General features: G+C 68.3%; 19 protein-coding genes, 4 tRNA genes, 1 pseudogene and 1 riboswitch. Of the genes and pseudogenes, 4 read left to right on the top strand and 20 right to left on the bottom strand.

The window, feature by feature from the left end; all coding sequences use genetic code 11:
- Nucleotides 1-135: 135 nt before the first annotated feature.
- The 20 genes and pseudogenes from RIL96_RS02885 to RIL96_RS02790 all read right to left on the bottom strand — a co-directional run bounded on the left by RIL96_RS02885 (nt 136) and on the right by RIL96_RS02790 (nt 21,735).
- Entirely contained in the window at nt 136-1,602 is a 1,467-nt protein-coding gene (locus tag RIL96_RS02885; protein ID WP_310547503.1) for a glutamate synthase subunit beta, read from the bottom strand.
- A pseudogene (gltB, locus tag RIL96_RS02880) lies at nt 1,595-6,226 on the bottom strand (glutamate synthase large subunit). The gene RIL96_RS02885 and the pseudogene gltB overlap by 8 nt, the downstream one beginning before the upstream one ends.
- 325 nt (nt 6,227-6,551) lie before the next feature.
- Nucleotides 6,552-7,679: a prolipoprotein diacylglyceryl transferase gene (lgt, locus tag RIL96_RS02875; protein WP_310547502.1), complete on the bottom strand. Its 1,128-nt coding sequence runs from the start codon at nt 7,677-7,679 to the stop codon at nt 6,552-6,554.
- Between the two features lie 100 nt (nt 7,680-7,779).
- Nucleotides 7,780-8,580 carry a tryptophan synthase subunit alpha gene (gene trpA, locus RIL96_RS02870; protein WP_310547501.1) on the bottom strand — a complete coding sequence of 267 codons (801 nt, stop codon included), beginning with the start codon at nt 8,578-8,580 and terminating at the stop codon, nt 7,780-7,782.
- Nucleotides 8,577-9,908 (bottom strand): tryptophan synthase subunit beta, encoded by a 1,332-nt coding sequence (trpB, locus tag RIL96_RS02865; RefSeq protein WP_310547500.1) that lies wholly within the window; start codon nt 9,906-9,908, stop codon nt 8,577-8,579. The genes trpA and trpB overlap by 4 nt, the downstream gene beginning before the upstream one ends.
- Before the next feature lie 24 nt (nt 9,909-9,932).
- Entirely contained in the window at nt 9,933-10,736 is an 804-nt protein-coding gene (gene trpC, locus RIL96_RS02860) for an indole-3-glycerol phosphate synthase TrpC (RefSeq protein ID WP_310547499.1), read from the bottom strand.
- A 13-nt stretch (nt 10,737-10,749) separates the two neighbouring features.
- Nucleotides 10,750-11,094: an HGxxPAAW family protein gene (locus RIL96_RS02855; protein ID WP_310547498.1), complete on the bottom strand. Its 345-nt coding sequence runs from the start codon at nt 11,092-11,094 to the stop codon at nt 10,750-10,752.
- A 137-nt stretch (nt 11,095-11,231) separates the two neighbouring features.
- Entirely contained in the window at nt 11,232-11,969 is a 738-nt protein-coding gene (locus RIL96_RS02850) for a Trp biosynthesis-associated membrane protein (RefSeq protein WP_310547497.1), read from the bottom strand.
- Nucleotides 11,969-13,549, bottom strand: a complete 1,581-nt coding sequence (locus tag RIL96_RS02845; RefSeq protein WP_310547496.1) for an anthranilate synthase component I — start codon at nt 13,547-13,549, stop codon at nt 11,969-11,971. The genes RIL96_RS02850 and RIL96_RS02845 overlap by 1 nt, the downstream gene beginning before the upstream one ends.
- The gene (hisI, locus tag RIL96_RS02840; RefSeq protein WP_310547495.1) at nt 13,549-14,016 is read right to left on the bottom strand and encodes a phosphoribosyl-AMP cyclohydrolase; all 468 of its coding nucleotides are present in this window, start codon (nt 14,014-14,016) and stop codon (nt 13,549-13,551) included. Before hisI ends, RIL96_RS02845 begins: the two co-directional genes overlap by 1 nt.
- A 108-nt stretch (nt 14,017-14,124) precedes the next feature.
- Nucleotides 14,125-14,907, bottom strand: a complete 783-nt coding sequence (gene hisF / locus RIL96_RS02835) for an imidazole glycerol phosphate synthase subunit HisF (protein ID WP_310547494.1) — start codon at nt 14,905-14,907, stop codon at nt 14,125-14,127.
- A gap of 89 nt (nt 14,908-14,996) precedes the next feature.
- The gene (gene hisG, locus RIL96_RS02830; RefSeq protein WP_310547493.1) at nt 14,997-15,848 is read right to left on the bottom strand and encodes an ATP phosphoribosyltransferase; all 852 of its coding nucleotides are present in this window, start codon (nt 15,846-15,848) and stop codon (nt 14,997-14,999) included.
- 73 nt (nt 15,849-15,921) lie between these two features.
- Nucleotides 15,922-16,185, bottom strand: coding sequence for a phosphoribosyl-ATP diphosphatase (locus RIL96_RS02825; protein ID WP_310547492.1), 264 nt, complete (start codon nt 16,183-16,185; stop codon nt 15,922-15,924).
- A gap of 58 nt (nt 16,186-16,243) precedes the next feature.
- On the bottom strand, nt 16,244-18,868 hold the full coding sequence (gene ribB, locus RIL96_RS02820) for a 3,4-dihydroxy-2-butanone-4-phosphate synthase (protein ID WP_310547491.1): 2,625 nt from the start codon (nt 18,866-18,868) through the stop codon (nt 16,244-16,246).
- Nucleotides 18,869-19,999, bottom strand: a complete 1,131-nt coding sequence (gene ribD, locus RIL96_RS02815) for a bifunctional diaminohydroxyphosphoribosylaminopyrimidine deaminase/5-amino-6-(5-phosphoribosylamino)uracil reductase RibD (RefSeq protein ID WP_310547490.1) — start codon at nt 19,997-19,999, stop codon at nt 18,869-18,871. It abuts the gene before it with no gap.
- A complete protein-coding gene (pnuC, locus tag RIL96_RS02810; protein ID WP_310547489.1) occupies nt 19,996-20,778 on the bottom strand; it encodes a nicotinamide riboside transporter PnuC in 783 nt (260 codons plus the stop codon). Before pnuC ends, ribD begins: the two co-directional genes overlap by 4 nt.
- Nucleotides 20,779-20,933: 155 nt before the next feature.
- A riboswitch (FMN riboswitch) is annotated at nt 20,934-21,079 on the bottom strand.
- Between the two features lie 186 nt (nt 21,080-21,265).
- Nucleotides 21,266-21,342, bottom strand: a tRNA-Gly gene (locus RIL96_RS02805).
- 28 nt (nt 21,343-21,370) lie between these two features.
- A tRNA-Val gene (locus tag RIL96_RS02800) sits at nt 21,371-21,442 on the bottom strand.
- A gap of 49 nt (nt 21,443-21,491) precedes the next feature.
- Nucleotides 21,492-21,562 (bottom strand) — tRNA-Cys (locus RIL96_RS02795).
- Nucleotides 21,563-21,661: 99 nt separating this feature from the next.
- Nucleotides 21,662-21,735, bottom strand: a tRNA-Gly gene (locus RIL96_RS02790).
- A 208-nt stretch (nt 21,736-21,943) separates the two neighbouring features.
- Here RIL96_RS02790 and RIL96_RS02785 point away from each other — a divergent pair.
- The 4 genes from RIL96_RS02785 (at nt 21,944) to RIL96_RS02770 (ending at nt 26,462) form a co-directional block, all read left to right on the top strand.
- Entirely contained in the window at nt 21,944-22,903 is a 960-nt protein-coding gene (locus tag RIL96_RS02785; protein ID WP_310547488.1) for a PD-(D/E)XK nuclease family protein, read from the top strand.
- Between the two features lie 9 nt (nt 22,904-22,912).
- The gene (gene def / locus RIL96_RS02780; RefSeq protein WP_310547487.1) at nt 22,913-23,530 is read left to right on the top strand and encodes a peptide deformylase; all 618 of its coding nucleotides are present in this window, start codon (nt 22,913-22,915) and stop codon (nt 23,528-23,530) included.
- Nucleotides 23,531-23,643: 113 nt separating this feature from the next.
- Nucleotides 23,644-24,711 (top strand): methionyl-tRNA formyltransferase, encoded by a 1,068-nt coding sequence (locus RIL96_RS02775; protein WP_310547486.1) that lies wholly within the window; start codon nt 23,644-23,646, stop codon nt 24,709-24,711.
- Between the two features lie 131 nt (nt 24,712-24,842).
- Nucleotides 24,843-26,462, top strand: a complete 1,620-nt coding sequence (locus tag RIL96_RS02770; RefSeq protein WP_310547485.1) for an RsmB/NOP family class I SAM-dependent RNA methyltransferase — start codon at nt 24,843-24,845, stop codon at nt 26,460-26,462.
- The last annotated feature ends 6 nt before the right edge of the window (nt 26,463-26,468 follow it).

The raw sequence follows: 26,468 nt of genomic DNA, 5'->3' as shown, positions 1-26,468 counted from the left end.
GGGCCAGCTGTTCCAATCTCGAGCCTATCGCAGAAGCCCCCGCGAGGATCAGATCTGGCGGGTTCTGATCTGAAGCACCCCAGCAGGTTCTGCGCTCGGCAGCGCAGACCTCGAGTGCCAGTTCAGAGACTCACCTCAGACACCCAAGGAGATCCCATGGTCCGAGGGCCGGACCGGCGCCGGAAGACGGGAGGAACCCTCCAGGTACTCATCGACCTCCTTCGCCGCTGCACGCCCTTCGGCGATCGCCCACACCACCAGAGAGGCCCCGCGTCCGGCATCACCGATGACGAACACGCCCTCACGGCCAGCCTGGTAATCCTCGGCGCGTTCCAAGTTGCCGCGCCGATCCACACTCAGCTGCAGCTGATCGGAGAGCTGATCCTGCTCCGGACCGGTGAAGCCCAGCGCCAGCAGCACCAGGTCAGCGGGGATCTCCTTCTCGGTGCCCGGCTTAGGAGTCCGTGAACCATCGTCGTTGTACTGGGTCTCGGCGACCTTCAACGCACGCACCCGGCCGTTCTCATCACCGAGGAACTCCACCGTCGAGGCCAGGTAGGTCCGCTCACCGCCCTCTTCATCAGCAGTGGTGACCTCCAGAATCTTCGGATCCACCGGCCACGGCTGGTGCTCGGGCCGCTCCTGAGGCGGCTCCACACCGATGGCCAACGTGGTCACCGACGCAGCTCCGTGACGGTGAGCGGTACCGATGCAGTCCGCCCCGGTGTCACCGCCGCCGAGGACCACCACGTGCCGCCCCTCGGCGTGGATCTGATCATCCAGCTCGTCACCGGCCAGCACCTTATTCGACTGGACCAGGTACTCCATCGCGAAGTGCACACCGCTGAGCCCACGTCCCGGAATCGGCAGATCCCGCGGCACCATCGCCCCGGTGGCGACGATCACGGCGTCGTAGGATTCCCGCAGGGCATCCCAGGTGATGTCCTCCCCGATAGCAGTGGAGGGGAAGAAGCGGGTGCCCTCGGCCTGCATCTGCTCGATGCGGAAGTCGATGTGATGCTTCTCCATCTTGAAGTCCGGGATGCCGTAGCGCAGCAGCCCGCCAAGGCGATCATCGCGCTCATACACTGCGACAGTGTGCCCGGCACGGGTCAGCTGCTGGGCCGCCGCAAGACCGGCCGGCCCGGAGCCGACGACGGCGACAGTCTTCCCGGTCAGGCTCTGCGGCGGCACCGGCTCGACCCGCCCGTTGGTGATCGCCTCATCGGCGATCTCCACCTCGGACTGCTTGATCGTCACAGCGGGCTGGTTGATCCCCAGGACGCAGGAGGTCTCGCAGGGCGCCGGGCAGATCCTGCCGGTGAACTCCGGGAAGTTGTTCGTCATGTGCAGCCGACGGGAGGCCTCGTCCATCTGGTCCCGCCACACCAGGTCGTTCCACTCCGGGATCAGATTGCCCAAGGGGCAGCCCTGGTGGCAGAACGGGATGCCGCAGTCCATACAGCGGCTGGCCTGGGTCTGGGTCACCCCCCGTTCCTGCCGTTCATGGACCTCTTTGAAGTCCATGATGCGCACCGGCACAGGGCGCGACGGGCGGGTCTGCCGCTCACGGTGGGTCAGGAATCCGCGCGGATCAGCCATGGGTCACCTCCAGGATTTTCTGCCACGTCTCATCGCCGTCAGGGTCCAGACCGGAGTCCAGCGCCTCAGCACGGGTGCGCAGCACAGCATCGAAGTTACGCGGCAGGACCTTCGTCATCCGCGCGATGGTCGCCTCAGGCTCCGCCAGCAGCCGCTGGGCCAAGGGGGAATCGGTCTCCTCGGCATGACGGCGCAGCAGCTCCAGCACGATCTGCCGGTCCTCCTCGTCCAGCTCGGAGAACAGCAGGTCATCAGCGGCCAGCGCCTGCGAGTTCACCCGCGAGGCGTCGAAATCCAGGACGTAGGCGGTACCGCCGGACATCCCCGCACCGAAGTTCCGCCCAGTGGGGCCCAGGATCAGCGCCTGACCACCGGTCATGTACTCACAGCCGTGGTCACCGATCCCCTCCACGACTGCGGTCGCACCGGAGTTACGCACCAGGAACCGTTCGCCGACCCGCCCGCTGAGCAGCATCTCCCCGGAGGTGGCACCGTAGCCGACGACATTGCCGGCGATGGTGTTCTCCTCCGGCACCAGCTTCTCCGAGGCGAAGGGCCGCACCACGATCCGCCCGCCGGAGAGCCCCTTGCCCACGTAGTCGTTGGCGTCGCCGGTCAACCGCAGGGTCACCCCGCGGGGCAGGAATGCCCCGAGCGACTGACCGGCCTCACCGGTCATATCCACCTCAACGGTGTCAGGGTCGAGCTCATCGAGGCCTCGGGCCTTGGTGATCTCGTGGCCGAGCATCGTTCCCACCGAACGGTCAGTGTTGATGACCCGACGTGCCACGCGGACATGATCACCGCGCCGCACCGCCGCCTGGGCCTCATCGATCACCGAGACGTCGAAATGCTGCTCCAGCTCGTGATCCTGTCCGCGGGTCCGGCGCAGGGTCGCGGCCACCGTCGGATCCTGGGGGTCATAGCCGCCCAACACCGAATCCAGGTCCAGCCCTTCGGTCTTCCAATGACGGCGCGCATCATCGAAGTCCAGCGCGTCGATATGCCCGATGGCCTCATCCAGGCTGCGGAAACCGAGCTCGGCCAGCAGCTCACGGACCTCCTGGGCGATGAACTCGAAGAAGTTGACCACATGCTCAGCCTGTCCGGTGAACCGCGAGCGCAGCGTCGGGTTCTGCGTGGCCACACCCACCGGGCAGGTGTCCAGATGGCAGACGCGCATCATGATGCACCCGGAGACCACCAGCGGCGCGGTGGCGAAACCGTACTCCTCAGCTCCGAGCAGCGCGGCGATGACGACGTCGCGGCCGGTCTTCAGCTGCCCGTCCACCTGCACGGTGACTCGGTCCCGCAGCCCGTTGAGCATCAGGGTCTGCTGGGCCTCAGCCAGGCCGAGCTCCCAGGGTGCGCCGGCATGCTTCAGCGAGTTCAGCGGGGAAGCACCGGTGCCGCCGTCGTGACCGGAGATCAGCACGACATCGGCCTTGGCCTTGGTGACTCCTGCGGCCACCGTCCCCACACCCTTGAGCGAGACCAGCTTCACGTGGACCCGGGCGCCGGTGTTGGAGCGCTTGAGGTCATAGATCAGCTGGGCGAGATCCTCGATCGAGTAGATGTCGTGGTGCGGAGGCGGGGACACCAGCTAGACCCCCGGGGTGGAGTGCCGGGTCTCGGCCACCCACGGATAGACCTTCTTGCCCATCAGCTGACCGCCCTCACCGGGCTTGGCGCCCTGGGCCATCTTGATCTGCAGGTCATCGGCGTGGGTGAGGTACTGGCTGGTCACGCCGAAGCGGCCCGAGGCGATCTGTTTGATCGCTGACCGGCGCTCCGGGTCCACCAGTCGGGCCGGATGCTCACCGCCCTCGCCGGTGTTCGAGCGTGCGCCGAGCCGGTTCATCGCGATCGCCAGCGTCTCGTGGGCCTCCTGGGAGATCGACCCGTAGCTCATCGCCCCGGTGTTGAACCGTTTGACGATCTCACTGACCGGTTCGACCTCCTCGATCGGCACCGGCCGACGGGTGCTCTTGAGCTTCATCAGACCGCGCAGGGTCATCAGGTCCTGGGTCTGGTCATCCACGGCCCGGGTGTACTGCTTGAAGATGTCGTACCGGCGGGTCTTCGTCGAGTGCTGCAGCTTGAAGACGGTCTCCGGGTTGAACAGGTGCGGCGGTCCTTCACGGCGCCACTGGTACTCCCCGCCGACCTCCAGCTCGTCGCCGCGGCCCAGGTCATTGCCGTCCGAGCTGTAGGCCCTCGCGTGACGACGCCGGACCTCCTCGGAGATCTCCGCCAGCCCCACCCCGCCCATGGGCGAATGCGTGCCGGAGAAGTACTGATCCACCACGTTCTGCGCCAGTCCGACGGCCTCAAAGGTCTGAGCACCGCAGTAGGAGGCCACGGTGGAGATGCCCATCTTGGACATGATCTTCAGCACCCCCTTGCCCAGCGCGCGGATCAGGTTCTCCACGGCCTGGGACTCGCTGACGCCGGTGATCTCGCCGCGCCGGACCATGTCCTCAGCCGACTCCATGGCCAGGTACGGGTTGACCGCGGCGGCCCCGTAACCGATCAGCGTGGCGACGTGGTGGACCTCACGGACATCGCCGGCTTCGACGATGAGCGAGGCACGGGTGCGGTTGGCCGACTTCAGCAGGTGGTGGTGGACCGCCGAGAGCAGCAGCAACGACGGGATCGGCGCCCACTGGGCGTTAGAGTCCCGATCAGAGATCACGATGTAGCCGACCCCGCGGTTCACCGCCGCGGAGACCTGCTCGCAGAGGTCACGGATCCGCTGGCGCAGCTGCTCCTCGGTGCTGCCCACCCGGTAGAGACCGCGGACCTTCAAGGTGATGCGGTGGCCCTCGGCATCGCGGATATTGGAGATCTTCGCCAACTGGTCATTGGTGATGACCGGGAAGTCCAGGGCCACCTGACGGGAACGCACCTGCGAGCCCGAGAGGACGTTGCCGTTGGGACCCAGGTGGATGCCCATCGAGGTGACGAGCTCCTCCCGGATGGCATCCAGCGGCGGGTTCGTCACCTGGGCGAAGTTCTGCACGAAATAGTCGAAGAGCAGCCGGGGCCGTTCGGCCAAGACCGCGATGGGAGTATCGGTGCCCATGGCACCGAGGGGTTCGGCTCCGGAGGCCGCCATCGGGCCGAGCAGGATCTTCAGCTCCTCGTGGGTGTAGCCGAAGGTCTGCTGACGCCGCCGCACCGAATCCGCCGGGTGGCGCACGTGCAGCCGCTCTGGAAGGTCCTCGAGCTGGATGAGGTTCTCCCGGACCCACTCCTCCCAGGGCTCCGCGGAGGCGAAGGACTCCTTGATCTCGGAGTCTTCGATGATCCGGCCCTCGACGGTGTCGAGCAGGAACATCATGCCCGGGGCCACACGGCCCTTGCGGACCACTGTGGTCGGCTCGAGGTCCACGACCCCGACCTCCGAGGCCAGCACGACCAACCCGTCCTCGGTGACCCAATAACGAGCCGGACGCAGACCGTTGCGGTCCAGCACCGCACCGACCTGGCGCCCATCGGTGAAGGCGATGGCGGCCGGGCCGTCCCAGGCCTCCATGAGCATGGCGTGGTACTGATAGAAGGCCCGCAGCGCCGGGTCCATCGTCTCGTGGTTCTCCCAGGCCTCGGGCACCATCATGCGCATCGCCTGGGACAGCGGGCGCCCGGAGAGCATCAGCAGTTCGGCGGCCTCGTCGAAGGAGGTCGAGTCCGAGGCGCCCGGGGTGCAGATCGGGTAGAGGAACTCGGGAGACTCCCCCAGCACTTCGCCGGCCATCATGGACTGGCGGGCGCGCATCCAGTTGCGGTTGCCCTGCACCGTGTTGATCTCCCCGTTGTGGGCGATGTTGCGCAGCGGCTGGGCCAGCGGCCAGGACGGGAAGGTGTTGGTGGAGAAGCGCGAGTGGACGATGCCCAGAGTGGTCTTGAAGCGGGGATCGGAGAGGTCCGGGTAGAACGGCTCCAGCTGTGCGGTGGTGAGCATCCCCTTATAGGTGATCGTCTTCGACGACAGCGAAGGGAAGTAGGCGCCCAAGCGGTTCTGCGCTCGTTTGCGCAGCCGCCAGGCGCGCTGATCCAGTGTGCCCCCGGAGGAGTCGGCGTAGGCCTTGGTCTGCTCGTCGGCCTCACCGAGGAAGAGCTGACTGAAGAAGGGCATCGCCCGGCGGGCCATCGCCCCGATCATCGAGTCGTCGTGGGGCACATCGCGCCAGCCGAGGACGACGAGGCCCTGATCGGCTGCCATCTGCGCCAGCGAGTCGACCATCTCCTCGCGTTCGGTCTTGTCCTGCGGGAGGAAGCCGATGCCCACGACGTACTGCCCCAGTTCCGGCAGCGGGAAGTCAACGACGGCGCGGAAGAACTCGTCCGGGATCTGGGTCAGCAGCCCGGCTCCGTCTCCGGTGCCGGGCTCGGCACCGACGGCTCCGCGGTGTTCGAGCTTGCGCAGCGCGTGCAGGGCATGCTCGATGATGTCATGGCCGGGCTCGCCACGCAGAGTGGCCACTGCGGCCATCCCGCAGTTCTCGTGCTCATCGGCCGGGTCGTAGAGTCCTGCACGCTCGGGGAAAGCGGCGAAGCGTCGGTAGGGGCTCAGGACCTCCGGGACGCTCTGAGTCGCTGCAGTCTGCATGGTCTCGGACATGACAGGTTCCTTCCCCGCGTGCGGCGCGGTCGACGGGAGGAGGCGTCATCGGCTCCGGCGGCAGGCATCATGCTCGGCCCCGTGTCCGGGACGACACGTCCCCTCGGGTGCGAGGGGCGAGCGGTCTCCCGTGCGACACGGGCGGCCGTCGCGGCTCGACTCGTTCACCGGAGGATCACCGGGTCGAGAGATGCGGACTCAGTGGGTGCACACTGTGTCCACAGGGGGCTCAGCGGGTGGGCTGATCGGAAAACCATCTTCGCGCCGAGACCTGACCTGCGCAAATCTCATCTCAGGATGTGGACCGAGAGCGGGGTTCTCCGTCTCAGGTCGTGGAACCGGTGCTGCCACCGCGTTCTGCGGCGGCCTTCTCGACGTCGTCAGAATCAGCATCGGCGTCATCAGCCTCGTCGTCATCAGCGTCGACGTCATCCGAGCTCTCGTCCTCACGGGCAGAGTCAGCGTCGCCATCAGCATCGCCGCAAGTGTCACCGTCAACGTCACCGTCAGCACCGCCGCCGTCGCCGTCCTGCTCCTCGGACTCGACCTGCGGTGTCCGCTCTGCGGCATCGGGGCGGTAGACCTCGCGCTCCTCAGCGATCGCCTCCGCGCTCTGCGGACGCCGGGACCACAGCAGCACCAGCATCACCACTGCCAGGACGAAGAGCAGCAGAGAGATCCACATGTTCAGCCGCCAGGAGACGCCGAACAGGCTGATCCACTGCGTGGACTTATCGAGTTCATCGATGCGCAGCGACTCGATCCAGAAACGGCCGAGCGAGTAGTAGGCCACATAGGTCCAGGTGAGCATCCCGGCCTTGACCTGGAACCGCCGGTAGAGCAGCAGCAGCCCGAGGAATCCGAGCAGGTTCCAGACGCTCTCGTAGAGGAACGTGGGGTGGAACAGGGTGGCCTCGGACATGTGACTCACCGCAGACACGCGGGCCTCGACGTCGACGTTGAGGCCCCAGGGCAGAGTGGTCGGAGCCCCGTAGAGCTCCTGGTTGAAGTAGTTGCCCCAGCGCCCGATCGCCTGAGCCAGCAGCACGCCGGGGACCACGGCATCGGTGAAGGCCGGGAACTTCATCCCGTAGCGGCGGCAGCCGAGCCAGACACCCACGGCTCCCAGCAGCACCGCGCCGATGATCCCCAGTCCGCCGAGCCAGATCTGCGGAATCCTCGAGATGTCTCCACCCTCACCGAAGTACGCGTCGGGAGAGGTGATCACGTGGTAGAGGCGCCCGCCGACGATGCCCAACAGCACCGCCCAGATCCCGGCGTCGAGGACGTTCTCCGGGCGTCCGCCCCGGGAGACCCACAGCCGACGGGTGACGTAGAAGGCCAGGGCGATGCCCACGGCGATGCAGAGTCCGTACATGGTCAGTCGGAACGGACCGACGATGTCAAGGCCCTCAAAGGGAGGTGCCGGAATGCCTGCGGCGATGTGGAGCACAGTGTCCTCTCAGATCAAGTCACGTGTGTCCGAACTGTATCGGGTATCCGTCCCCAGGAGAGTTCGGATTCCCGAAAGAGTTCGGATTCTTGTGGTGAGGTCAGGGGGTGCGGCCGGAGAGCTCGCCGGCGAGGCGGCCCACGGCCTCAGGACCCCCATCACGTAAGGCCGCCACCAGAGCGGTACCGACGATGACGCCGTCAGCATACCGGCCGATCTGTTCCACGTGCTCGCGCGTGGAGACGCCCAGCCCGACGCACACCCGCGGGGCCCCGGCCTCATGGGCCGCGGAGACCACGCGCTCGGCCGCATCAGAGACGGAGTCCCGTGCTCCGGTCACGCCCATCAGCGAGACTCCGTAGACGAACCCGCGACAGGATTCGACGATGCGTGCCACCCGCTCGGCCGAGGAGGTCGGCGCGGTGAGGAACACCCGGTCCAGCCCGTAACGGTCCGTCGCGGCGATCCACTCCGCCGCCTCATCAGGGATCAGATCCGGGGTGATCGCCCCGGCTCCCCCGGCCTCGGCCAGACGCCGCGCGAACTCCTCGGCCCCCATCCGGTCGATGATGTTCCAATAGGTCATCACCAGCACTGCGGCATCCGACGCACGGGTGACGGCATCGACGATCTCGAAGACCTCATCGATGCCGAAGCCTCGGCCGAGCACCTCGGTGGTGGCCTGCTGGATGACCGGACCGTCCATGACCGGGTCCGAATACGGGATACCGATCTCGATGACATCAGCACCGTTGTCGGCCAGCGCGACGGCGGCGGCGATCGAGGTCTCCCGATCCGGGTAGCCGGCCGGCAGATATCCCACGAAGGCCGCACGCCCCTGTGCGCGGGCCGCCTCGATCCGTTCCGCGGTCTTCGACCCGGTCACCGTCTCCTCGCTCATGCCTGCACTCCCGTCTCCGGCGCCGCCTCGACCTCGGCATCTACAGCGGCATCGATGTCGACATCTGCCTCAGCTTCGGTCGGATCGTTCTCCTGGCCCGGCATCAGACGGAACCACTCGGCAGCTGTGGCCACATCCTTGTCCCCCCGGCCGGAGAGGCTGATCAGGATGATCCGCTGACCTGCGGCATCGGCGTCCTCGGCGGTCCACGCCGCGGAGAGCCGAGCCGCACCGGCCAGGGCGTGCGCGGATTCGATCGCAGGAATGATGCCCTCCGTGCGGCACAGCGCTTCGAAGGCGTTCATGCATTCGGCGTCGGTGACCGGCTCGTAGGTGACTCGTCCGACGTCGGCCAGATGCGCGTGCTCCGGCCCCACCGACGGGTAGTCCAACCCCGCAGAGATGGAATGGGAGTCCACGGTCTGGCCGTCCTCATCCTGCATCAGGAAGGACCGGGCCCCGTGGAGCACCCCGGAGCGGCCCAGGGTGATGGCGGCGGCGTGGCGGCCCGTCTCGACCCCCTCACCACCGGCCTCGAAGCCGTAGAGCTGGACCGAGGCGTCGTCGAGGAACGCGTGGAAGATGCCGATCGCGTTCGATCCCCCGCCCACGCAGGCAGCCACGGCGTCGGGCAGCCGGCCTGCGGTCTCAAGGAGCTGCTCCCGGGCCTCATCTCCGATGACCTGGTGGAAATGACGCACCATCGCGGGGAAGGGATGCGGCCCGGCCACAGTGCCGAGCAGATAGTGCGTGGTCTCCACGCTGGCCACCCAATCCCGCAGCGCCTCATTGATGGCGTCCTTCAGCGTCTGGGCGCCGTGTTCGACGGGCACCACTGAGGCGCCCAGCAGGTTCATCCGTGCCACGTTCAGCGCCTGACGGCGGGTGTCCTCCGCGCCCATGTAGATCACGCATTCCATGCCCATCAGCGCCGCCGCCGTGGCGGTGGCCACCCCGTGCTGACCGGCGCCGGTCTCGGCGATGAGGCGGGTCTTCCCCATCCGCTTCGCAATCAGCGCCTGGCCCAGGACGTTGTTGATCTTATGCGAGCCGGTGTGGTTCAGGTCCTCCCGCTTGAGGAACATGCGAGCGGCCCCGAACTCCCCGGCGAAGCGCGGCACCTCGGTGAGGATCGAGGGCCGGCCCGTGTAGTCCCGGCACAGCCGGCGGTACTCAGCCTCGAAGCTCTCGTCACCCCGCGCCGCGAGGAAGGCCTCTTCCAGCTCATCGAGTGCGGCGACCAGCGACTCCGGCATCCATCGCCCGCCGAACCGCCCGAAATAGGGGCCGGTGGCATCGCGGTAGGACTCGAAGGCAGTCTCAGACATCAGCGGGTTCTTTCCGGTAGGGGCTCAGCGGCCGCGGGAGGCGGCGCGGAATCGGCGGACTGCCGCGGCGGGATCACCGTCACGGACCAGTGCTTCACCGACCAGGACAGCATCGGCGCCGTCACGAGCGTAGTCAGCGACGACAGCGGGACCGTCGACGCCCGACTCAGCGACGCGGACCACCTCATCCGGCAGGTGCTGCGCCATCGCGGCATAGTGGGAGACATCGACCTCGAGGGTCTTCAGGTTGCGCACGTTGACTCCCACGATCCGCGCGCCGACGTCGACGGCTCGGGCGATCTCCTCCTCGGTGTGCGCTTCGACCAGCGCCTCCATCCCGAGTTCGTGGGTCAGCCGGAGGTAGTCCCGGAGCTGATCGTCCTCCAGCGCGGCGACGATGAGCAGCACCAGGTCCGCGCCGTGGGCCCGGGCCTCATAGAACTGGTACTCATCGATCATGAAGTCCTTGCGCAGCACCGGCACGTCCACTGCGGCGCGCACAGCGGCAAGATCCGCCAGAGACCCGTGGAAGCGACGCCGTTCCGTCAGCACACTGACCGCAGCGGCTCCCCCGTCGCAGTAGGCGCGCGCCAGCTCGGCCGGGTCCGGGATATCGCTGAGCGCACCTTTGGAGGGCGAGGCGCGTTTGACCTCGGAGATGATGCGCACACCGGCGGCATCGGTGCGACCTGCGCGCAGCGCGTTCACCGCGTCGCGCGGCGCAGCCGCCGCAGCGGCCCGGGCCTCGATCTCTCGCTGCGGGATCTCCGCACGGGCTTCTTCGAGGTCCTGGCGGACGCCGTCGATGATGCTGCTCAGTACGGTCATCCCGATCCAGCCCTCAGCTGTTCAGGTGCGTGGTGGCCGGACCCTGATGATCACGCGGGTCCTCACCCTGGTTGATGACTGCCGCGGAGTCCATCTCCACGCCGTAGCCCATCTTCTTCATCACGATCCCGACGATCAGCGCCACCGGCATCAGGGCGATGCCGATCCAGGCCATGACCCAGCTCTCGAAGATCATGGCCAGGCCGATGAGCAGCGCACCGATGACGACCAGAGTGCACAGCGCCCAGGCGGCCGGAGTGGAGCCGTGGCCGACGTGGTCGTGATGGATGAAGGCGTCAGCCTCGGTGTCGGCGGTCTGCTGCTCGACATCAACATGCTGGGGAGCGGTGGTGCTCATCTGTGTCCTCTCTGGCGCCGGATTGGTCCTCCGGCGTCCCATTCTGCCACGTCCCGGTGACACCGCAGGTCTCGGTGACACACCGGCCTCGACGGCACCCGGCTCAGCCCAGGGGTGGTCTCAGGCCTGGGCTGGTCTCAGTCCTGGGCTGACCCTTGTGCCGGATTCTGCTCCCGGTTCTGCTCCTGCGCTGAGTCCTGCGCTGAGTCCTGCGCTGAGTCCTGCTCCGGGTCATGTGTCGGGTCCTCACCGGCGGAGAGCTCATCCCAAAGGTCGAACTCATCAACCGCAGAAGCACCGGGAGCACCGGCACGACCACTGCCCTGCGCCCGCGCCGATGCGACTCCCGGTGCAGCTGCGGCCGAGCCTGTCGACACCGAGGTCGACCCCGTGCGGGATGATTCGTAGCGCCGCGTCTCCTCCCACCGGGAAGAACCGACGAGCAGCACCACGGAGACGATGAAGAGCAGGACCGCAGCGCCCAGAGCCCCCCACAGCGCCGGAGCGATCTCATAGGACCCGGCGGTCTCTGTGGTGCCGGTGACCTCGCCCAGGGCCGCCAACGAGGCCTCGGCCGGATCGCGGATCACCTGGATCACCGACCACCCGGAGACCATGGCGGCACCGAGCATCAGCACCGCGATGATCAGCCGGGCGAGACGACGCGCGATGGTCACCGCCACCGCGCCGGCGAGGACGACCAACGCCATCGCCGTCACGCCCTGGGCGATGTCCGAACCGGCGATCTCCACGCTGGCCATCGCTGAGGTCTCCCCCAAGCCGACGGCACGCACCCAGGTCCGTGTGGTGGTGAACAGCAGCACGATGCCGGCCAACAGCGCGGCCAGCACCACTGTTCTGCGGCTGAGTCGCATCAGGGCTCCTCGACGCTCTCTGGGGAATCGCTGACCAGCCGGTCGGCGGCCAGCACCGCCCGCAGCGGGGCTGCGGCCTTGTTCACAGTCTCCAGACGTTCGGCCTCATCCTGCGAATCGGCGACGATGCCGCCGCCGGACTGGACTGTGGCGCGGCCGTCCTTCAGCAGTGCTGAACGGATCGCGATGGCGGCATCCATCCGGCCGGTGAGGTCGAAATAGCCGACCACTCCCCCGTAGGTCCCGCGCCGAGTCGGCTCCCAGGCGTCGAGCAGCTGCAGCGCCCGCGGCTTCGGCGCCCCCGAGAGCGTCCCGGCAGGGAAGGTCGCGGCCAGCGCGTCGTAGGCCGTGGCCCCGGCATCGAGCTCACCCTGGACGTGGGAGGTCAGGTGCATGACGTGGCTGAACCGTTCGACCTCCATGAAGCGGGTCACCTGCACCGACCCGGGTCGGCACACTTTGGCCAGATCGTTGCGCGCCAGATCCACCAGCATCACGTGTTCAGCGCGTTCCTTCTCATCGGCGAGAAGGTCCTCGGCGAACTCGTGGTCCTGGTCCGGTGTCGCACCACGTGGCCGGGTCCCGGCGATCGGGTGGGTGATGGCTGTGCCCTCCTCCACGGTGACCAGCGCCTCCGGGGAGGCACCCACCAGTTCATAGGGCACGCCGTCGGGAGTCTCGAAGGAATAGAGGAACATGTACGGGCTCGGATTGAGCAGCCGCAGCATGCGATACACCGAGAGTCCCTGCACCTGTGTGGCGACCTCGAACCGCCGAGAGACGACGATCTGGAAGACTTCACCGTCGACGATGGCCTCCTTCGCCCGGCTGAGAGTCTCGAGGTACTCCTGCTCGTCCCAGGCGTGGGTGACCCGTTCGTCGAGGTCCCGCTCGACGGCCTCAGCCCAGTCCGCCGGTGCGGAGGCCAGCTCCGGGGAGAGCGGAGCGGCCAGACCGGCCCGCATCTGCTCCAGACGCGCCACCGCGGCCTCGTAGGCTGCCTCCGCTCCGGTGTCACGGCCGTCGGTGTTGATGGCGTTGGCCACCAGGGTCACGGTGGAATCCCGGTTGTCATGGACGACCAGGTCCGAGACGAGGTTCATGGCCAGCTGAGGCACTCCGAGATCATCTTCCGGCGGGCTCGGCAGGTGCTCCCAGTGCCGGACCATGTCCCAGCCCAGGTATCCCACCAACCCGGAGGTCAGATGAGGCAACGTGGTGGCACGGGCGCGCCCGGAGTCCCCGGCGAGGAACTGCAGGGTATCGCGCAGCACTTCGGCGGCGTCGCCGTCGGTGGGAGTCCCGGCCGGCGGCTCGCCCATCCACAGTGCACGACCCTCCGCCTCGGTCAGCGTGGCCTGGGAACGCACGCCGATGAAGGAATGCCGAGACCACACCGCACCGGGCGCGGCAGATTCCAGCAGGAAACTTCCCGGGCGGCCGTCGGCCAAGGCCCGGTAGATGCTCAGCGGAGTGTGTCCATCGGCCAGCAGGCGCACAGTGACCGGGATGACTCGGTGCTCAGCGGCCAGGGCCAGGAACTCCTGGCGGGACGGGGTGATCACGCCGAAGGGCTGCATCAGCGATCCACCTCCTGTGTCCGCTCGGTCCGCTGTGTCTGCTCGGTGTGCGGTGCCTGCTCGGTCCGCTGTGTCTGCTCGATGTGCTCTGTCCGCCGCTCAGCCGACTCAGCACCGGTCTCGAGCGTGATCTCGCCACCGGTGAAGCAGGTCTGCGCTCCGGTATGACAGGCCGGTCCGCTCTGATCGACCTCGAGCAGCACGACGTCGCCGTCGCAGTCCAGCCGGACCCGACGGACCCGCTGGGTGTGCCCGGAGGTCGCTCCCTTGCGCCACAGCTCGCGGCGCGAACGCGACCAATAGGTTCCCTCCCCGGTGCCCAGCGTGATGGCCAGGGCCGCCTCATCCATCCACGCCATCATCAGCACCTGCCCCGTGCTGGCCTCCTGCGCGATCGCCGGGATCAGGCCGTCATCGGTGAATCGGATCTGCGAGCGCAGATCCTCGGGGAGCTGGTGGTCGGTCATCTGATGTCCTGAAGGTAGGAGGCTACTCGGGTGAACGAGAAGGGTCGGGTCGGTCGGCTAGAAGGATCGGGGAGAAGGGGCGGGTGATGACGGCGGAGCCAGGTGTCCTCAGCGCACCGGATGTCCTGCCGCACGGACGGCGTCTTTGACGCGGGCGATCATATCCTGCGGGCCGAAATGGAACATCGAGGCAGCCAGCACCGCATCGGCGCCGGCATCCACAGCCGCAGGGAAGTGCTCGACCTTCCCCGCCCCGCCGGAGGCGATGAGCGGGACACCGGTCACCTGACGCACCGCCCGCAGCATCTCCAGATCGAATCCGGCTTGGGTGCCGTCGGCGTCGATGGAGTTGAGCAGGATCTCCCCGACGCCGCGCTCCGAGGCCTCACGGCACCACTGCAGCGCATCGACCCCGGTGCCCCGCCGGCCACCGTGCGTGGTGACCTCGAAACCGGAGGCGCACTGCGGGTCTTCGGTCCGCCGGGCGTCCAGGGAGAGCACCAGCACCTGGGAGCCGAAGCGGTGGGTGATCTCATCGATCAGCTGGGGCCGAGCCACTGCCGCGGTGTTGACCGAGGCCTTATCCGCCCCGCAGCGCAGCAGGTGGGCCACATCCTCCACCGTGCGTACCCCCCCGCCGACGGTCAGCGGGATGAAGACCTCCTCTGCGGTCCTGGTGACCATCTCATAGGTGGTCTCCCGGTCCGCTGTGGAAGCGGTGACATCGAGGAAGGTGAGCTCATCGGCGCCGACGTCGTTGTAGCGGTGCGCCAATTCCACCGGGTCCCCGGCATCGCGGAGGTTCTCGAAGTTGATGCCCTTGACCACGCGCCCGGCATCGACGTCCAGGCAGGGGATGATCCGTACGGCCAGGGTGCTCGAAGCCGTCATAGTGTCCTCCTCAAAGACGGGGCGCTCAGGCGTGGGATGCTGAAAAACGGTGCGCTCAGGAACAGGGCTGATGATGTCGGGGGCAGGGCTCAGATGCGGCAGGCGTGGATGGAGGAGACCAGGATCGCCCGGGCACCGAGCTCATAGAGATCGTCCATCAGGCGATTGGTGTCGGCGGCGGGCACCATCGAGCGCACGGCCACCCATCCCTCGTCGGCAAGCGGGGAGATCGTCGGCGATTCCAGCCCAGGGGTCAGTGCTGAGGCCCGCTCGAGCAGGTCCTTGGGGATGTCGTAGTCGAGCATCAGGTACTGACGGGCGACCAGCACCCCTTCCAGCCGACGCATGATGCGGCTGATGCCCTCGGGACGCTCGCCGCGGCGGGAGATGATGATGGCCTCGGACTGCATGATCGGCTCGCCGAAGGTCTCCATCCCGGCGGCTTTGAGCGTGTTGCCGGTCTCCACGACGTCGGCGATCGCATCGGCGACGCCCAGGCGCACCGCGGACTCCACCGCGCCGTCGAGGTGGACGACTTCGACATCGGCGAGCTGCTGGTCCTCCAGCCACCGGCTGAGCAGTCCGTCATAGCTGGTGGCGACCCGGCAGCCGGAGAGCTGCTCGGCGGCGGTGAAACGCCCCACCGGTGCCGCCAGACGGAACCCGGCTCCGCCGAAGCCCAAGCCCATGACCTCCTCGGCTCCGTGGTCGACCCGGGCGTCCTGGAACAGGTCCCGGCCGGTGATGCCGAGGTCCAGAGTCCCGGAGCCGACGTAGACGGCGATGTCACGAGGGCGCAGGTAGAAGAACTCGACGCCGTTGGCCTCATCGAGCATCACCAGCTCCCGGCGGTCTCGGCGCTGGACGTATCCGGCTTCGGCGAGCATGGCCATCGCGGCCTCGGACAGGGCCCCCTTATTGGGGACGGCGACGCGCAGCATAGGTGGAGGCTCCTCGGCGGGGACGTAGGTGGCAGTCGGCAGGACGGCTGGCTGGGATGCGGCGGACCTCACCTCAGAGGTGACGGTAGACGTCATCGAGGGAGATGTCTGTGGCGAGCATCATCACCTGCAGGTGATAGAGCAGCTGCGAGATCTCCTCCGCAGCGGCTTCCTTCGACTCATGCTCCGCGGCCATCCACACTTCGGCGGCCTCTTCGACGATCTTCTTGCCGATCTGATGGACACCGGCGTCCAGGGCGGCGACGGTCCCAGAGCCCTCTGGCCGGGAGGCGGCCTTCTCGGCGAGTTCAGTGTAGAGCTGGTCGAAGGTCTTCACCGGACCAGGATAGGCCCTGGACGCGGGCGCCGACGACTCGGGGGCCTGACGGAGGCGCTCAGCGCAGGGCGGCGATCTCCACCGCCGAGACCACCGCGGCATGCGCGGCCTCGAAGCCCTTGTCCTCCCGGGAACCCTCCAGACCGGCGCGATCCACCGCCTGCTGCTCGTCATCGCAGGTCAGCAGGCCGAAACCGATGGGCACCCCGGTAGCCACCGCCACCTGTGTCAGCCCATCCGTGGCGGCACGGCAGACATACTCGAAATGCGGTGTGCCCCCGCGGATGACCACACCCAGGGCGATGACGACGTCATGTGCGACGGCGGCATGACGGGCCAGCACCGGCAGCTCGAAGCTGCCCGGCGCCTCCACCAGGGTGAAGTCCCGGATCCCGACCTGCGCCAGAAAGCGGCGGACTCCGGCGAGCAGGCCGGAGCGGACCTGCTCATGCCATCGGCCGGCGATGACGGCCACACGCAGCTGCGGCGCGCTCTGACGCAAGCGCCGCAGCTCCTGCTCGGCGATCGTGGGGGTTCCGGTGCTGCTCATCGCTGCTCTCCCTGGTCGTCGGTGGCGGATACCTCGTCGGTGGGGGTTCTCGTCAGTGGGTTTCTCGTCAGTGGGGTTCTCGTCGATGTCCTGCCGGTGATCCATCATGTGGCGCATCCGGTCGCGCTTCGTGCGCAGATACCGCCGGTTCGCCGCGTGCACCACCCCGTCCGAGGGCACCTGGGTCACCTGCAGGCCCGTCTCGCGCAGCGCCTCGACCTTCTCCGGATTGTTCGTCAGCAGTCGCAGCCGGGTGATGCCGCGGGCATGCAGCACCGCAGCGGCTCCGGTGTAGTCACGCAACTCCGCGGCCAGACCCAGCATCTCATTGGCCTCGACCGTATCGGCGCCCTCCTGCTGCAGGCGATAGGCCCGCAGCTTATTCGCCAGTCCGATGCCACGCCCCTCGTGGCCGCGCAGGTAGAGCAGGTGGCCGCCGTCGCGGTGCAGCCTCTGCAACGCTGAGATCAGCTGGGTTCCGCAGTCGCACCGGTGGGAGCCGAAGACGTCTCCGGTGAGGCACTCAGAATGCAGCCGCACCAGCGGACCGGGTGCCTGAGGACCTTCCGCTGCCCCGCCGGAGGCGCCCGGCGCGCTGAGCAGCAAGTGCTCATGGGCAGTAGCCTGCTCAGTCCACACCTGGGCGGTGAAGGTGCCGAACTCGGTGGGCAGGGTCACCTCCGGGCCGCCGGAGACCAACTGCTCGGCTTCGGACCGCGGGTTCTCCCATAGGGCGCGGGGTGCATCGCTGACCGTCTGCGGCGAGGGCGTGCCCCCACGGTAGGTGATGAGGTCGGCGATGGAGATCAGGGCGAACCCGTGGGCGTCGGCGAACTCGCGTAAGGCCGGCAGCCGCATCATCCGCCCGTCGTCGTGGACCAGTTCGGCGATGACGCCGACCTCCGCGCGCCCGGCCAGTCGGCACAGATCCACGGCAGCTTCAGTGTGCCCGGCACGACCCAGCACCCCACGTGGGTCAGCCACCAGCGGGAACAGGTGTCCCGGTCGGCTCAGATCCTCAGCTCCGGTGCCGGGGTCGGCGAGCAGCCGGGCGGTGTGGGCCCGATCAGCAGCGCTGATCCCCGTGCTCACGCCCACCGCGGCGTCGCAGCTGACCGTATAGGCCGTTCCCTTGGGGTCCTCGTTCTCCGCGACCATCGCCGGCAATCCCAGGTGCTGTGCCCGCTCAGCACCCAAGGGCACGCAGACCACACCCGAGGAGTGCCGCACCGTGAAGGCCAGCAGCTGCTCCGTGGCCGCAGCGGCCGGGAAGATCAGGTCCCCTTCGTTCTCCCGGTCGGCATCATCGACGACGATCACCGGCCTTCCCCCGGCGAGCTGGTTCAGCGCCACCTCCACCGGGTCCAACACCGCAAGCGGGTCCGCCGGGGCACGGAGGACCGGTGTCTGGCCGGGTCGGGTGTGTCCAGGTTCCGCGTGTCCAGGCCCGGTGTGTCCGGGCCTGACGTGTCCGGGCCCGGTGTTCACCGGTTCTGCGCGCCCGGATTCTTCCTGCGCTGAGCGGCGATCGGCGTCGAGCATCCGCCGCGCGTATTTGCCCAGGACGTCCATCTCCAGGTTGACCTCATCACCGAGGTTCAGCCGGCCCAGCGTAGTCTCGGCCAATGTGGTGGGGATCAGGCCGACCTCGAACCACGGACGGGTATCGTCGCCGACGGCTGTGAGCGTCAGAGAGACACCGTTGACCGCCACTGAGCCCTTCTCCGCGAGGAACTGGGCGGCCGGAGCATCCTGGTGGCGCAGGGCGAATCGGTGCAGTCCGGTCGCCTCATCCCGGGCGATGAGCTCAGCCCGAGCATCGACATGACCCTGGACGACGTGGCCGTCCAGACGCGCGCCCGAGGCCAGGCTGCGTTCCAGATTCACCGGATCGCCCTCGTCCAGCATGCCCAGCGTAGTGCGCTGCAACGTCTCGGGGATCAGATCGACGGTGATGTGCTCAGCCTCGATGGCCGTGGCTGAGAGGCAGACGCCCTCGACGGCGATCGAACCACCTAGCCCGAGCCCGGTGACATGCCCGGGGGCCGAGAACGTGAGCTGTTCGACCCCGCGGGCGGGATCGGCACGGCGGGTGAGCACCGTGCCGAGGCCGGTGACGATTCCGGTGAACATTCAGCTGCTCCTGTCGGGGGTGTCAGTCAGGGAGGTGCCAGAAGCTCCAGCAGGGTACGGCTCAGGGCTCAGATGCGTGCAGACATCGGTGCCGAAGAGCCTCACAGGCCCGGATTCTGCCGAGTCCAGCACGAAGCGAGGAGCCTGCCTCAGCGTGGTGATGCCGAGGTCACCGACGCTGGAAGGCCCGGCCCCCAGGATCAGCGGCGCCTGGTAGACGAAGACCTCATCGACCAGATCCGCGGCGAAGAAGGCCGCCATCACGCGGGCACCCCCTTCGACGAGCACATGACGCACCGGGTGGCCCCGGTGCTCGCTCGCACTGAGCCAGCGCAACGCCTCGCCAGGATCCCGGGTCGCCAGACGCCGCCAGCCGTGGCCCTCGGGTTCACCGTCCCGCAGCAGCGCCTGCTCCGGGATCTCGCGCAGTCCCATCACACAACGCAGCGGCTGGCGCGCAGCCAGTGCACCGTCACTGGTGCGGGCGGTCAGCCGGGGGTCGTCGATCAGCGCGGTCTCGGTGCCGACGAGGATCGCGTCGATCCGTTCCCGGATGGTGTGGGTGTGCTCGCGGGAGGCCGCCGAGGTGATCCACCGGCTGCTCCCGTCGGCGGCGGCGATGCGCCCGTCGAGAGTCTGAGCCAGGTGCACGGTGACGAAGGGCCGCCCCTGTTCCTGAGCGCGGAGCCACCGGTGGTTCAACGCCCGGCACTGCTCATCGAGCACACCGGCGATCACTTCGAGACCGGCGGCACTGAGCACCTGCGCTCCTCCCCCAGCCCGGGGTGTGGGGTCCGGGGCGCCGTAGACGACGGTGCCGATGCCGGCCTCGAGGATCGCCTCCGTGCACGGGGGCTGCCGCCCATGATGGCGGCACGGCTCCAACGTGGTGTAGAGCACCGCCTCGGCGGGGTCAACCCCATCATGTGCCCCGCGGGCCCGGGCTTCGGCGAAGCTGCTCAGTGCGACACGCTCGGCGTGCGGACTGCCGGCGCCCCGGTGGTGGCCGACAGCCAACACCTGCTCACCGTGGACCAGGATGGCCCCGACCAACGGGTTCGCACCCCGGTGCCCCTGCTGTGCGGTGCCCAGTGCGAGCTCCATGGGCTTCTGATGCCGGACGGGGCTCATCGGTGGCCTCCCTCGCCGCCCGAAGTGCCCTCAGCCGGCGGGTGGATGCGCGGGTCCAGGTGCAGAGTCTCCACATGAGGTTTGGCGCGGGCGTTGGCCGACCACCAGACGAAGAAGCCGATGAGCGTGAAGACCCCGTAGAAGAGATACATCAGAGCTGAGGCGTAGTACCCGGCGGACCAGAGCAGAGGCACTCCGACGATATCCACGGCGACCCAAATGAGCCAGAACTCCACCCACCCGCGCGCCATGCCGTAGGTGGCCAGCAGCGAGCCGACGAAGGTCCAGGCATCGGCCCACACCGGCTCCCAGCTGCCCAGGGCGCGGAAGAGCGGGGTCAACGCGACGGTGCCCAGCACCAGGGTCACCACGAGTCCGAGACGGACTCGCGTACCGGCCCACTGCGGAGTGATGGCTCCTGGGTCCTGATCTGTGCCCTGGTCTGGGCCCTGATCTGCTGCCTGGCCGGCGACCGAGCGGACCTGCCGGCGGCTGCGGTGCCAGCGCACCCAGCCGTAGATCGAGACGGCGAGGAACATGATCTGCCGGCCGGCCTGGCCCAGCAGGGCCGGGTTCTCATCCACTCCGAGGAAGGATCCCAGGAAGACGGTCAGCAGGATGAGGTTTCCGATGATGCCGACGGGCCAGGCCCAGATGCGACGGAACATGCCGCCCAGCGCGCAGGCCAGACCGAAGACATTGCCGATGACCTCGCGCAGCAGCAGGGCACCGCCGGCCACGGGGATCTCAGCCTCTAACAGCCAGCGCAGGACGTCCATCTGCGTACCTCGTCCCTGCCGGCCCGTGCCGGCTGATCGTCAGCGGCTCGAGCTCCGGGTGGGACGGCACGGCCGGTGTCACCGGCCGCTGCGCGCAGCGCCCGCGAGGCCTGAGCACCGGTGGCACAGCTGTGACACCGTGCGCGGGCATGCGGACTCGTGCTGCCTCCCATCCAGACTGTGACTGTCGGTACCGGAATTCCACCGGTTCGGCCGTACCTGTTGTCCCGTGACGGGCAACGGATGCGGTTCGCGGACTCTGACCGCCGGTTCGGACTTTCACCGACCCCGGAGCACGATGTGTTCCCGGATAGTCTGCCACAGCCTGACGGTGGGTGCGTGGCACGTCGACACATTCTGACCCACCGCCGCCTCGAGGGCTCCTGAGCCTCCATTGCTTCGAGGACTCTGCTGCGGAAGGACGCCGGGAACATGACATCGGCCCCGGGCAGCTTCTACCGAGCTGCCCGGGGCCGATGTGATGAGCTGGAGCGGATGACGAGATTCGAACTCGCGACCCTCACCATGGCAAGGTGATGCTCTAGCCAGCTGAGCTACATCCGCATCGGGCGACCTCATTGGTCATCCCGAGTGCGCGATACTGGGTTCGAACCAGTGACCTCTTCCGTGTCAAGGAAGCGCGCTACCGCTGCGCCAATCGCGCGTATTCTGCTGTACCGTTCACGGGCTGTGCGGCCCGATCCGGTCCTGCGAGGTGGGGACGGGAATCGAACCCGCGTATACGGCTTTGCAGGCCGCTGCCTCGCCACTCGGCCACCCCACCGTACCCGTCTTCGGTGGACCTCGCACCGTACACCGAGGAGGAATACAGCGACAAGGCCCCACACAACGGGGACCGCCGAGGTGAGGCGGTCCCGATGCGAGCGGATGACGAGATTCGAACTCGCGACCCTCACCATGGCAAGGTGATGCTCTAGCCAGCTGAGCTACATCCGCATCTGCCGTCTGCGAGCCTGTCTCCAGCCCCTCTTCGAGGCTTCGTCTCTCGCTCCGACGAACAGCCACTCTAGCCCAGCGGTCAGGGACACGTCCAATCGATACGACAGCGGCGCGTCGCAGGCCCGTCACAGGCCCGGGAGACCGCCGGTGCGAGGCTGTGTCGAGCAGGCCTGTGTCGAGCACACGTGGGAGGATGAATGCCGCTATGACTCAGCCCTCCCTCGCCCATGCAACCGCATTCGGGCGCATGTACTCGCGTTCGACGTCCTCCTCCCCTCAGGTGCCTTCGATCACCACGGTGATCGGCCAGGAGGCGAAGGATCTCACCGGTTGGGCCGGCCACCTGGCCGCCACTGAGCTCGCCGGTGATCCCCGCCTGGGCGGGGCGGTGGGCTCGTCGTCGCAGCTGAAGACCCTGGCCCGGGAAGCCTCCGACGCCGCCGCGCGCTTCCGCGAGGCCGCCGCGGCCCGTGGGGACCGGGTCCACGCCTATGCCGAGCAGGTGGCCCGGCGGGAGCTGGGGCTCAGCCATGACGCCGACGCCGCGCTGGAGACCTTGGCCGAGCACGCCGAGACCGCCTTCGCCGATCGGTTCAACGAATGGTGGGAGCTCTACGACGTCACCCCGCTGGCTGCGGAGATCACCGTGTGGAACCACACGGTGGGCTACGCGGGCACACTGGATCTCGTCGCGGAGATCGGTGGCCGCCGGTGCCTGATCGACTTCAAGACCAAGGGACTGGACCGGCGCGGCCGCGCGAAGCAGCTGAGCGAATCGGTGGTCATGCAGCTCGTGGCCGGATTGCAGGCGGAGGAGTCACTCCTCGACGCCGAGGCCGGGCAGTGGGAGCCCTGGGCCCACGGTCAGGACTGCGTGCTGCTGGCCGTGGCGATCTCCGAAGCCGAAGTCGTCCCCGTCCAGGCCGTACCGGAGGTGCTACGCCAGCATTGGCACAAGTTCTGGGCGCTGCGCCAGGTGTGGGAGCACAGCCGCAGCACCACTGAGGCGGGGCGGGCCCTGCGGCAGATTCCCCCTCCTCCAGTGGATCACGCAGTCACCACACCCAAGGACGGCGCCACCTCCACCTCCGAGGCTTCACAGGTCAAGGGCTATGGCCCCGGGCCCGCCGGCGCCACCGTCACGGATGTCACCGCCACGGACTAGGATCGGGGCATGGCAGTGCTGAGCATCCGGACCGTCGGTGACCCGATCCTGCGTACCCGCGCACGAGCGCCTCGCGGACTGACCCCGTACCCTGAGGCAGGGATCCGCCGCCTGGTGGCGGATATGTACCAGACCATGGACGCCGCCGGGGGCATCGGTCTCGCCGCCAATCAGGTCGGCGCCGATCTGCGCCTATTCACCTACGACGCCGCCGGTCACCGCGGAGACGTCGTCGATCCGCAGCTGGAGCTGCTCACCGAGCCCGGCCCCGTGCCGCGTGATCCCCAGGAGGGTCCGGCGAGTGGGACGAATCTGCTGCAGGAGGGCTGCCTCTCGGTGGCCTCGATCTACGGGCCGGTGGCACGTGCGCTGCGGGTGCGGCTGACCGGCACCACCGCGGAGGGGGAACCGGTGGACATCACCGCCGAAGGACTGCTCGCAGCCTGCTTCCAGCACGAGGTCGATCATCTCGACGGCACACTGTTCATCGATCGGCTCACCGGCGAGGACCGCCGTGAGGCGATGCGCACCCTGCGTGCCCGGGAATACAGTTCCTCGCAACACCGTATGCAGGAACAACGGACGGAGGCCGCCGGTGGCTCAGGCAGTTCGTTCTTCGCCTCCTGACGACGCCGACAGCTCTGCCCACCGCATCGGTTTGCCGCCGCCCTTCCCAGTCCCATCCGCCCTCGATCTACGCTCTCACCCACCCTCAGCCTCATCCCCGCCGCAGGAGTTCCGTGCAGCACTTCACCCGTCACACACTCGCCGCCGCCACCCGGCTTGACCCGCTGCCCGATGCCCCTCTGCTCTTCGCCGGGACCCCGGAGATCGCGGCCACGGCACTGCGTCGGCTGGCTGCCGCCGGGGCGCAGTTCGCCGCCGTGCTGACCCGCCCTGACGCGCCAGTCGGCCGGAAACGACGCCTCACCCCCTCCCCCGTCGCCCAGGCGGCAGAGGATCTGGGCCTGCCCGTCATCCGTGCGGACCGGGTCGATGAGGAGGTCACCGCGCAGCTGACAGCAACCGGCGCACAGCTGGGCATCGTCGTCGCCTACGGCGCACTGCTGCCCCGTCCCGCTCTGGACGCCCTGCCGCTGGGCTGGGTGAATCTGCATTACTCGGCACTTCCGGCCCATCGCGGTGCCGCGCCGGTGCCGCACAGCATCCTCGCCGGGGATGAGACCACCGCGGCCACCGTCTTCCAGCTCGAGCCCGGCATGGACACCGGTCCCCTCCACGGGATGTGTGACTATCCCATCGACGTCGGCATCAGCGCCGGGCAGCTGTTGGAGGAGCTGACCGAGATCGGCTCTGAGCTGCTGCAGGTGCTGCTGCCGAGACTGCTCGACGGCACCTCTGAGCCGACATCCCAGCAGGGTGAGCCGAGTTATGCGGGCAAGCTTCGCCGCAGCGATGCCTATGTGGACCCGCGTGCCACCGCAGATGAGGTGGCACGCCGAGCCAATGCCACGATCCCGGAGCCCGGGGCCTGGACCTGGCACGGTGACCGGCGGCTGAAGCTGGGACCGCTGCGCCCGCTCTCAGCGCAGCCGCCGGACTCCGATCTGCCGCACGCCGCAGAGCCCCGTCCCGCCGCCGAGCCTTCTGAACCGGGCACCCTCCTGACCGTGGACAGCGCAGGTGAGGGCGGGGGCACAGGCGGTGAGATCGCCATGCGGACCGGCGACGGCGGCGCCGTACTGCTGAGCACCGTCCAGCCCGAGGGAAAACAGATGATGGAGGCTCAGGCCTGGCTGCGCGGCCAGCAGGGCCCCGTGGTCCTCGGTACCGACCCTCAGCCGTGACAGGCCATGACACGGCAGAGCACAGCGGGCCGTCACGCCACTGGCGGTCCGACATCAGCACCAGGCAGCACCGTCAGCAGCACCGTCAGCAACACCATCGGCAGCACTATCAGCAGGAGGCACCAGAGCCTATGAGCGACCAGCAGCGCCCACGCGAGGACTCCCGACGCGATGCTGCGGGTCGGCAGCGGAATCGAGGCCGCTCCGGGCCGAAGCAGCACAGCCGCTCGGCTCCCTCACAGCGTGCCCGACGTGCTGATCCGGCACGGCTGACCGCGTTCCGTGTGCTGCGTGCCGTCTCCCGCGATGACGCCTATGCCAACCTGACCCTGCCCGCGGAGATCCGCCGAGCCCGTTTGAATCGGCGCGATGCGAGCTTCGCCACGGAGCTGACCTACGGGGCGCTGAGAGCTCAGGGCACCTACGATGCGATCATCGAGGCCAGCATCGACCGCCGATTGAAGGACCTCGACTTCCCCGTCCTCGACGTCCTGCGCCTGGGAGCCCATCAGCTGCTGTCCATGCGCGTGGAGGACCACGCCGCGGTCAGCGAGACGGTGGCGCTGGTGCGTCAGGAGATCGGTGCCGGACCGTCCGGTTTCGTCAATGCGGTGCTGCGCCGGATCGCGGAGCACAGCTGGGACGAATGGGTGGAGCGGCTGCTGGCGGATTCGCCGCAGGACTCCGCCGCGGCGGATCGTGCCCTGGGGCTGCAGTACGCACACCCGCGGTGGGTGGTCCGTGCTCTGCGTCAAGCCCTTCGCCTGGCCGGGCGTACTCACGCCGAAGATCCTTCTGGCGCCCAGGAGGAGCTGCTGCAGATGCTCGCCTCCGATAACGCCGCACCGGAGGTGCATCTGGTGGGCCTCCCCGGCATCGGCGAACAGCGGGTGGAGGAGGCCTGCACCGCCGGTGCCCAGCGTTCGGCGCTGGTGGAGGACGCGGCAGTCTTCCGCGGCGGCGATGTGGGACGGCTGTCCGGAGTCCGGGAGGGCGAGCTCAGGGTCCAGGACATCGGTTCCCAGTGGATCGCCCGGGCCCTGGCCGCGGCCTTCACCCCGGAGACGGTGGACCCTGACGTCGCCGGGGAACGCTGGCTCGACCTCTGCGCGGGCCCCGGCGGAAAAGCGGCCCTGCTCGGTGCCCTGGCCGCAGATCATCAGGCGCATCTGGTGGCCAATGAACCGGCGGAGCATCGCGCAGAGCTGGTGCGGCAGGCCTTGTCCGTTTTGCCCGGTGAGAGCTATCAGGTCCGTGTGGGCGACGGCAGGACGATCGGTGCGACCATCGGTGAGGAGCCCGACGGCGCCGCGGAGGCCGGGCTCTTCGATCGCATCCTGGTCGATGCCCCCTGCACCGGCCTGGGGGCACTGCGTCGGCGCCCGGAATCGCGATGGCGGCGATCGGTCAAGGACCTCGGTGAGCTCACCGTGCTGCAGGAGCAGCTGCTCGACGCCGCCGTGGGCGTCTTGGCTCCGGGTGGGCTGCTGGCCTATGTCACCTGTTCGCCGCATCCGGCGGAGACGGTGGCGCAGGTCGAGGACGTCCAGCGCCGTCATCCGCAGCTGCAGCTGCTCGATGCCCACGAGGCCATGGCCGCCGTAGCCACCGCGGAGGGTGCCGAGCTGATGCAACCCGCCGTCGGCTCCCCCTCCACCGTCCAGCTGTGGCCGCATGTCCACGGCACTGACGCCATGTTCTTCGCCCTGCTCTACCGACCGCACGACCCTCAGCCCCGCAATAATCCATAGCCCCGT

This window comes from Nesterenkonia aerolata, assembly GCF_031470965.1.
Lineage (GTDB): Bacteria > Actinomycetota > Actinomycetes > Actinomycetales > Micrococcaceae > Nesterenkonia > Nesterenkonia aerolata.
This window is presented reverse-complemented; position numbering and strand designations above follow the sequence as displayed.

Excerpts from the sequence above, each read along its gene's own strand:
- RIL96_RS02885 (WP_310547503.1), bottom strand. The coding sequence starts at position 1,602 with ATGGCTGATCCGCGCGGATTCCTGACCCACCGTGAGCGGCAGACCCGC.
- trpA (WP_310547501.1), bottom strand. The coding sequence starts at position 8,580 with ATGAGCGAGGAGACGGTGACCGGGTCGAAGACCGCGGAACGGATCGAG.
- trpB (WP_310547500.1), bottom strand. The coding sequence starts at position 9,908 with ATGTCTGAGACTGCCTTCGAGTCCTACCGCGATGCCACCGGCCCCTAT.
- trpC (WP_310547499.1), bottom strand. The coding sequence starts at position 10,736 with ATGACCGTACTGAGCAGCATCATCGACGGCGTCCGCCAGGACCTCGAA.
- RIL96_RS02855 (WP_310547498.1), bottom strand. The coding sequence starts at position 11,094 with ATGAGCACCACCGCTCCCCAGCATGTTGATGTCGAGCAGCAGACCGCC.
- RIL96_RS02850 (WP_310547497.1), bottom strand. The coding sequence starts at position 11,969 with ATGCGACTCAGCCGCAGAACAGTGGTGCTGGCCGCGCTGTTGGCCGGC.
- RIL96_RS02845 (WP_310547496.1), bottom strand. The coding sequence starts at position 13,549 with ATGCAGCCCTTCGGCGTGATCACCCCGTCCCGCCAGGAGTTCCTGGCC.
- hisI (WP_310547495.1), bottom strand. The coding sequence starts at position 14,016 with ATGACCGACCACCAGCTCCCCGAGGATCTGCGCTCGCAGATCCGATTC.
- hisF (WP_310547494.1), bottom strand. The coding sequence starts at position 14,907 with ATGACGGCTTCGAGCACCCTGGCCGTACGGATCATCCCCTGCCTGGAC.
- hisG (WP_310547493.1), bottom strand. The coding sequence starts at position 15,848 with ATGCTGCGCGTCGCCGTCCCCAATAAGGGGGCCCTGTCCGAGGCCGCG.
- ribB (WP_310547491.1), bottom strand. The coding sequence starts at position 18,868 with ATGTTCACCGGAATCGTCACCGGCCTCGGCACGGTGCTCACCCGCCGT.
- ribD (WP_310547490.1), bottom strand. The coding sequence starts at position 19,999 with ATGAGCCCCGTCCGGCATCAGAAGCCCATGGAGCTCGCACTGGGCACC.
- pnuC (WP_310547489.1), bottom strand. The coding sequence starts at position 20,778 with ATGGACGTCCTGCGCTGGCTGTTAGAGGCTGAGATCCCCGTGGCCGGC.
- RIL96_RS02785 (WP_310547488.1), top strand. The coding sequence starts at position 21,944 with ATGACTCAGCCCTCCCTCGCCCATGCAACCGCATTCGGGCGCATGTAC.
- def (WP_310547487.1), top strand. The coding sequence starts at position 22,913 with ATGGCAGTGCTGAGCATCCGGACCGTCGGTGACCCGATCCTGCGTACC.
- RIL96_RS02770 (WP_310547485.1), top strand. The coding sequence starts at position 24,843 with ATGAGCGACCAGCAGCGCCCACGCGAGGACTCCCGACGCGATGCTGCG.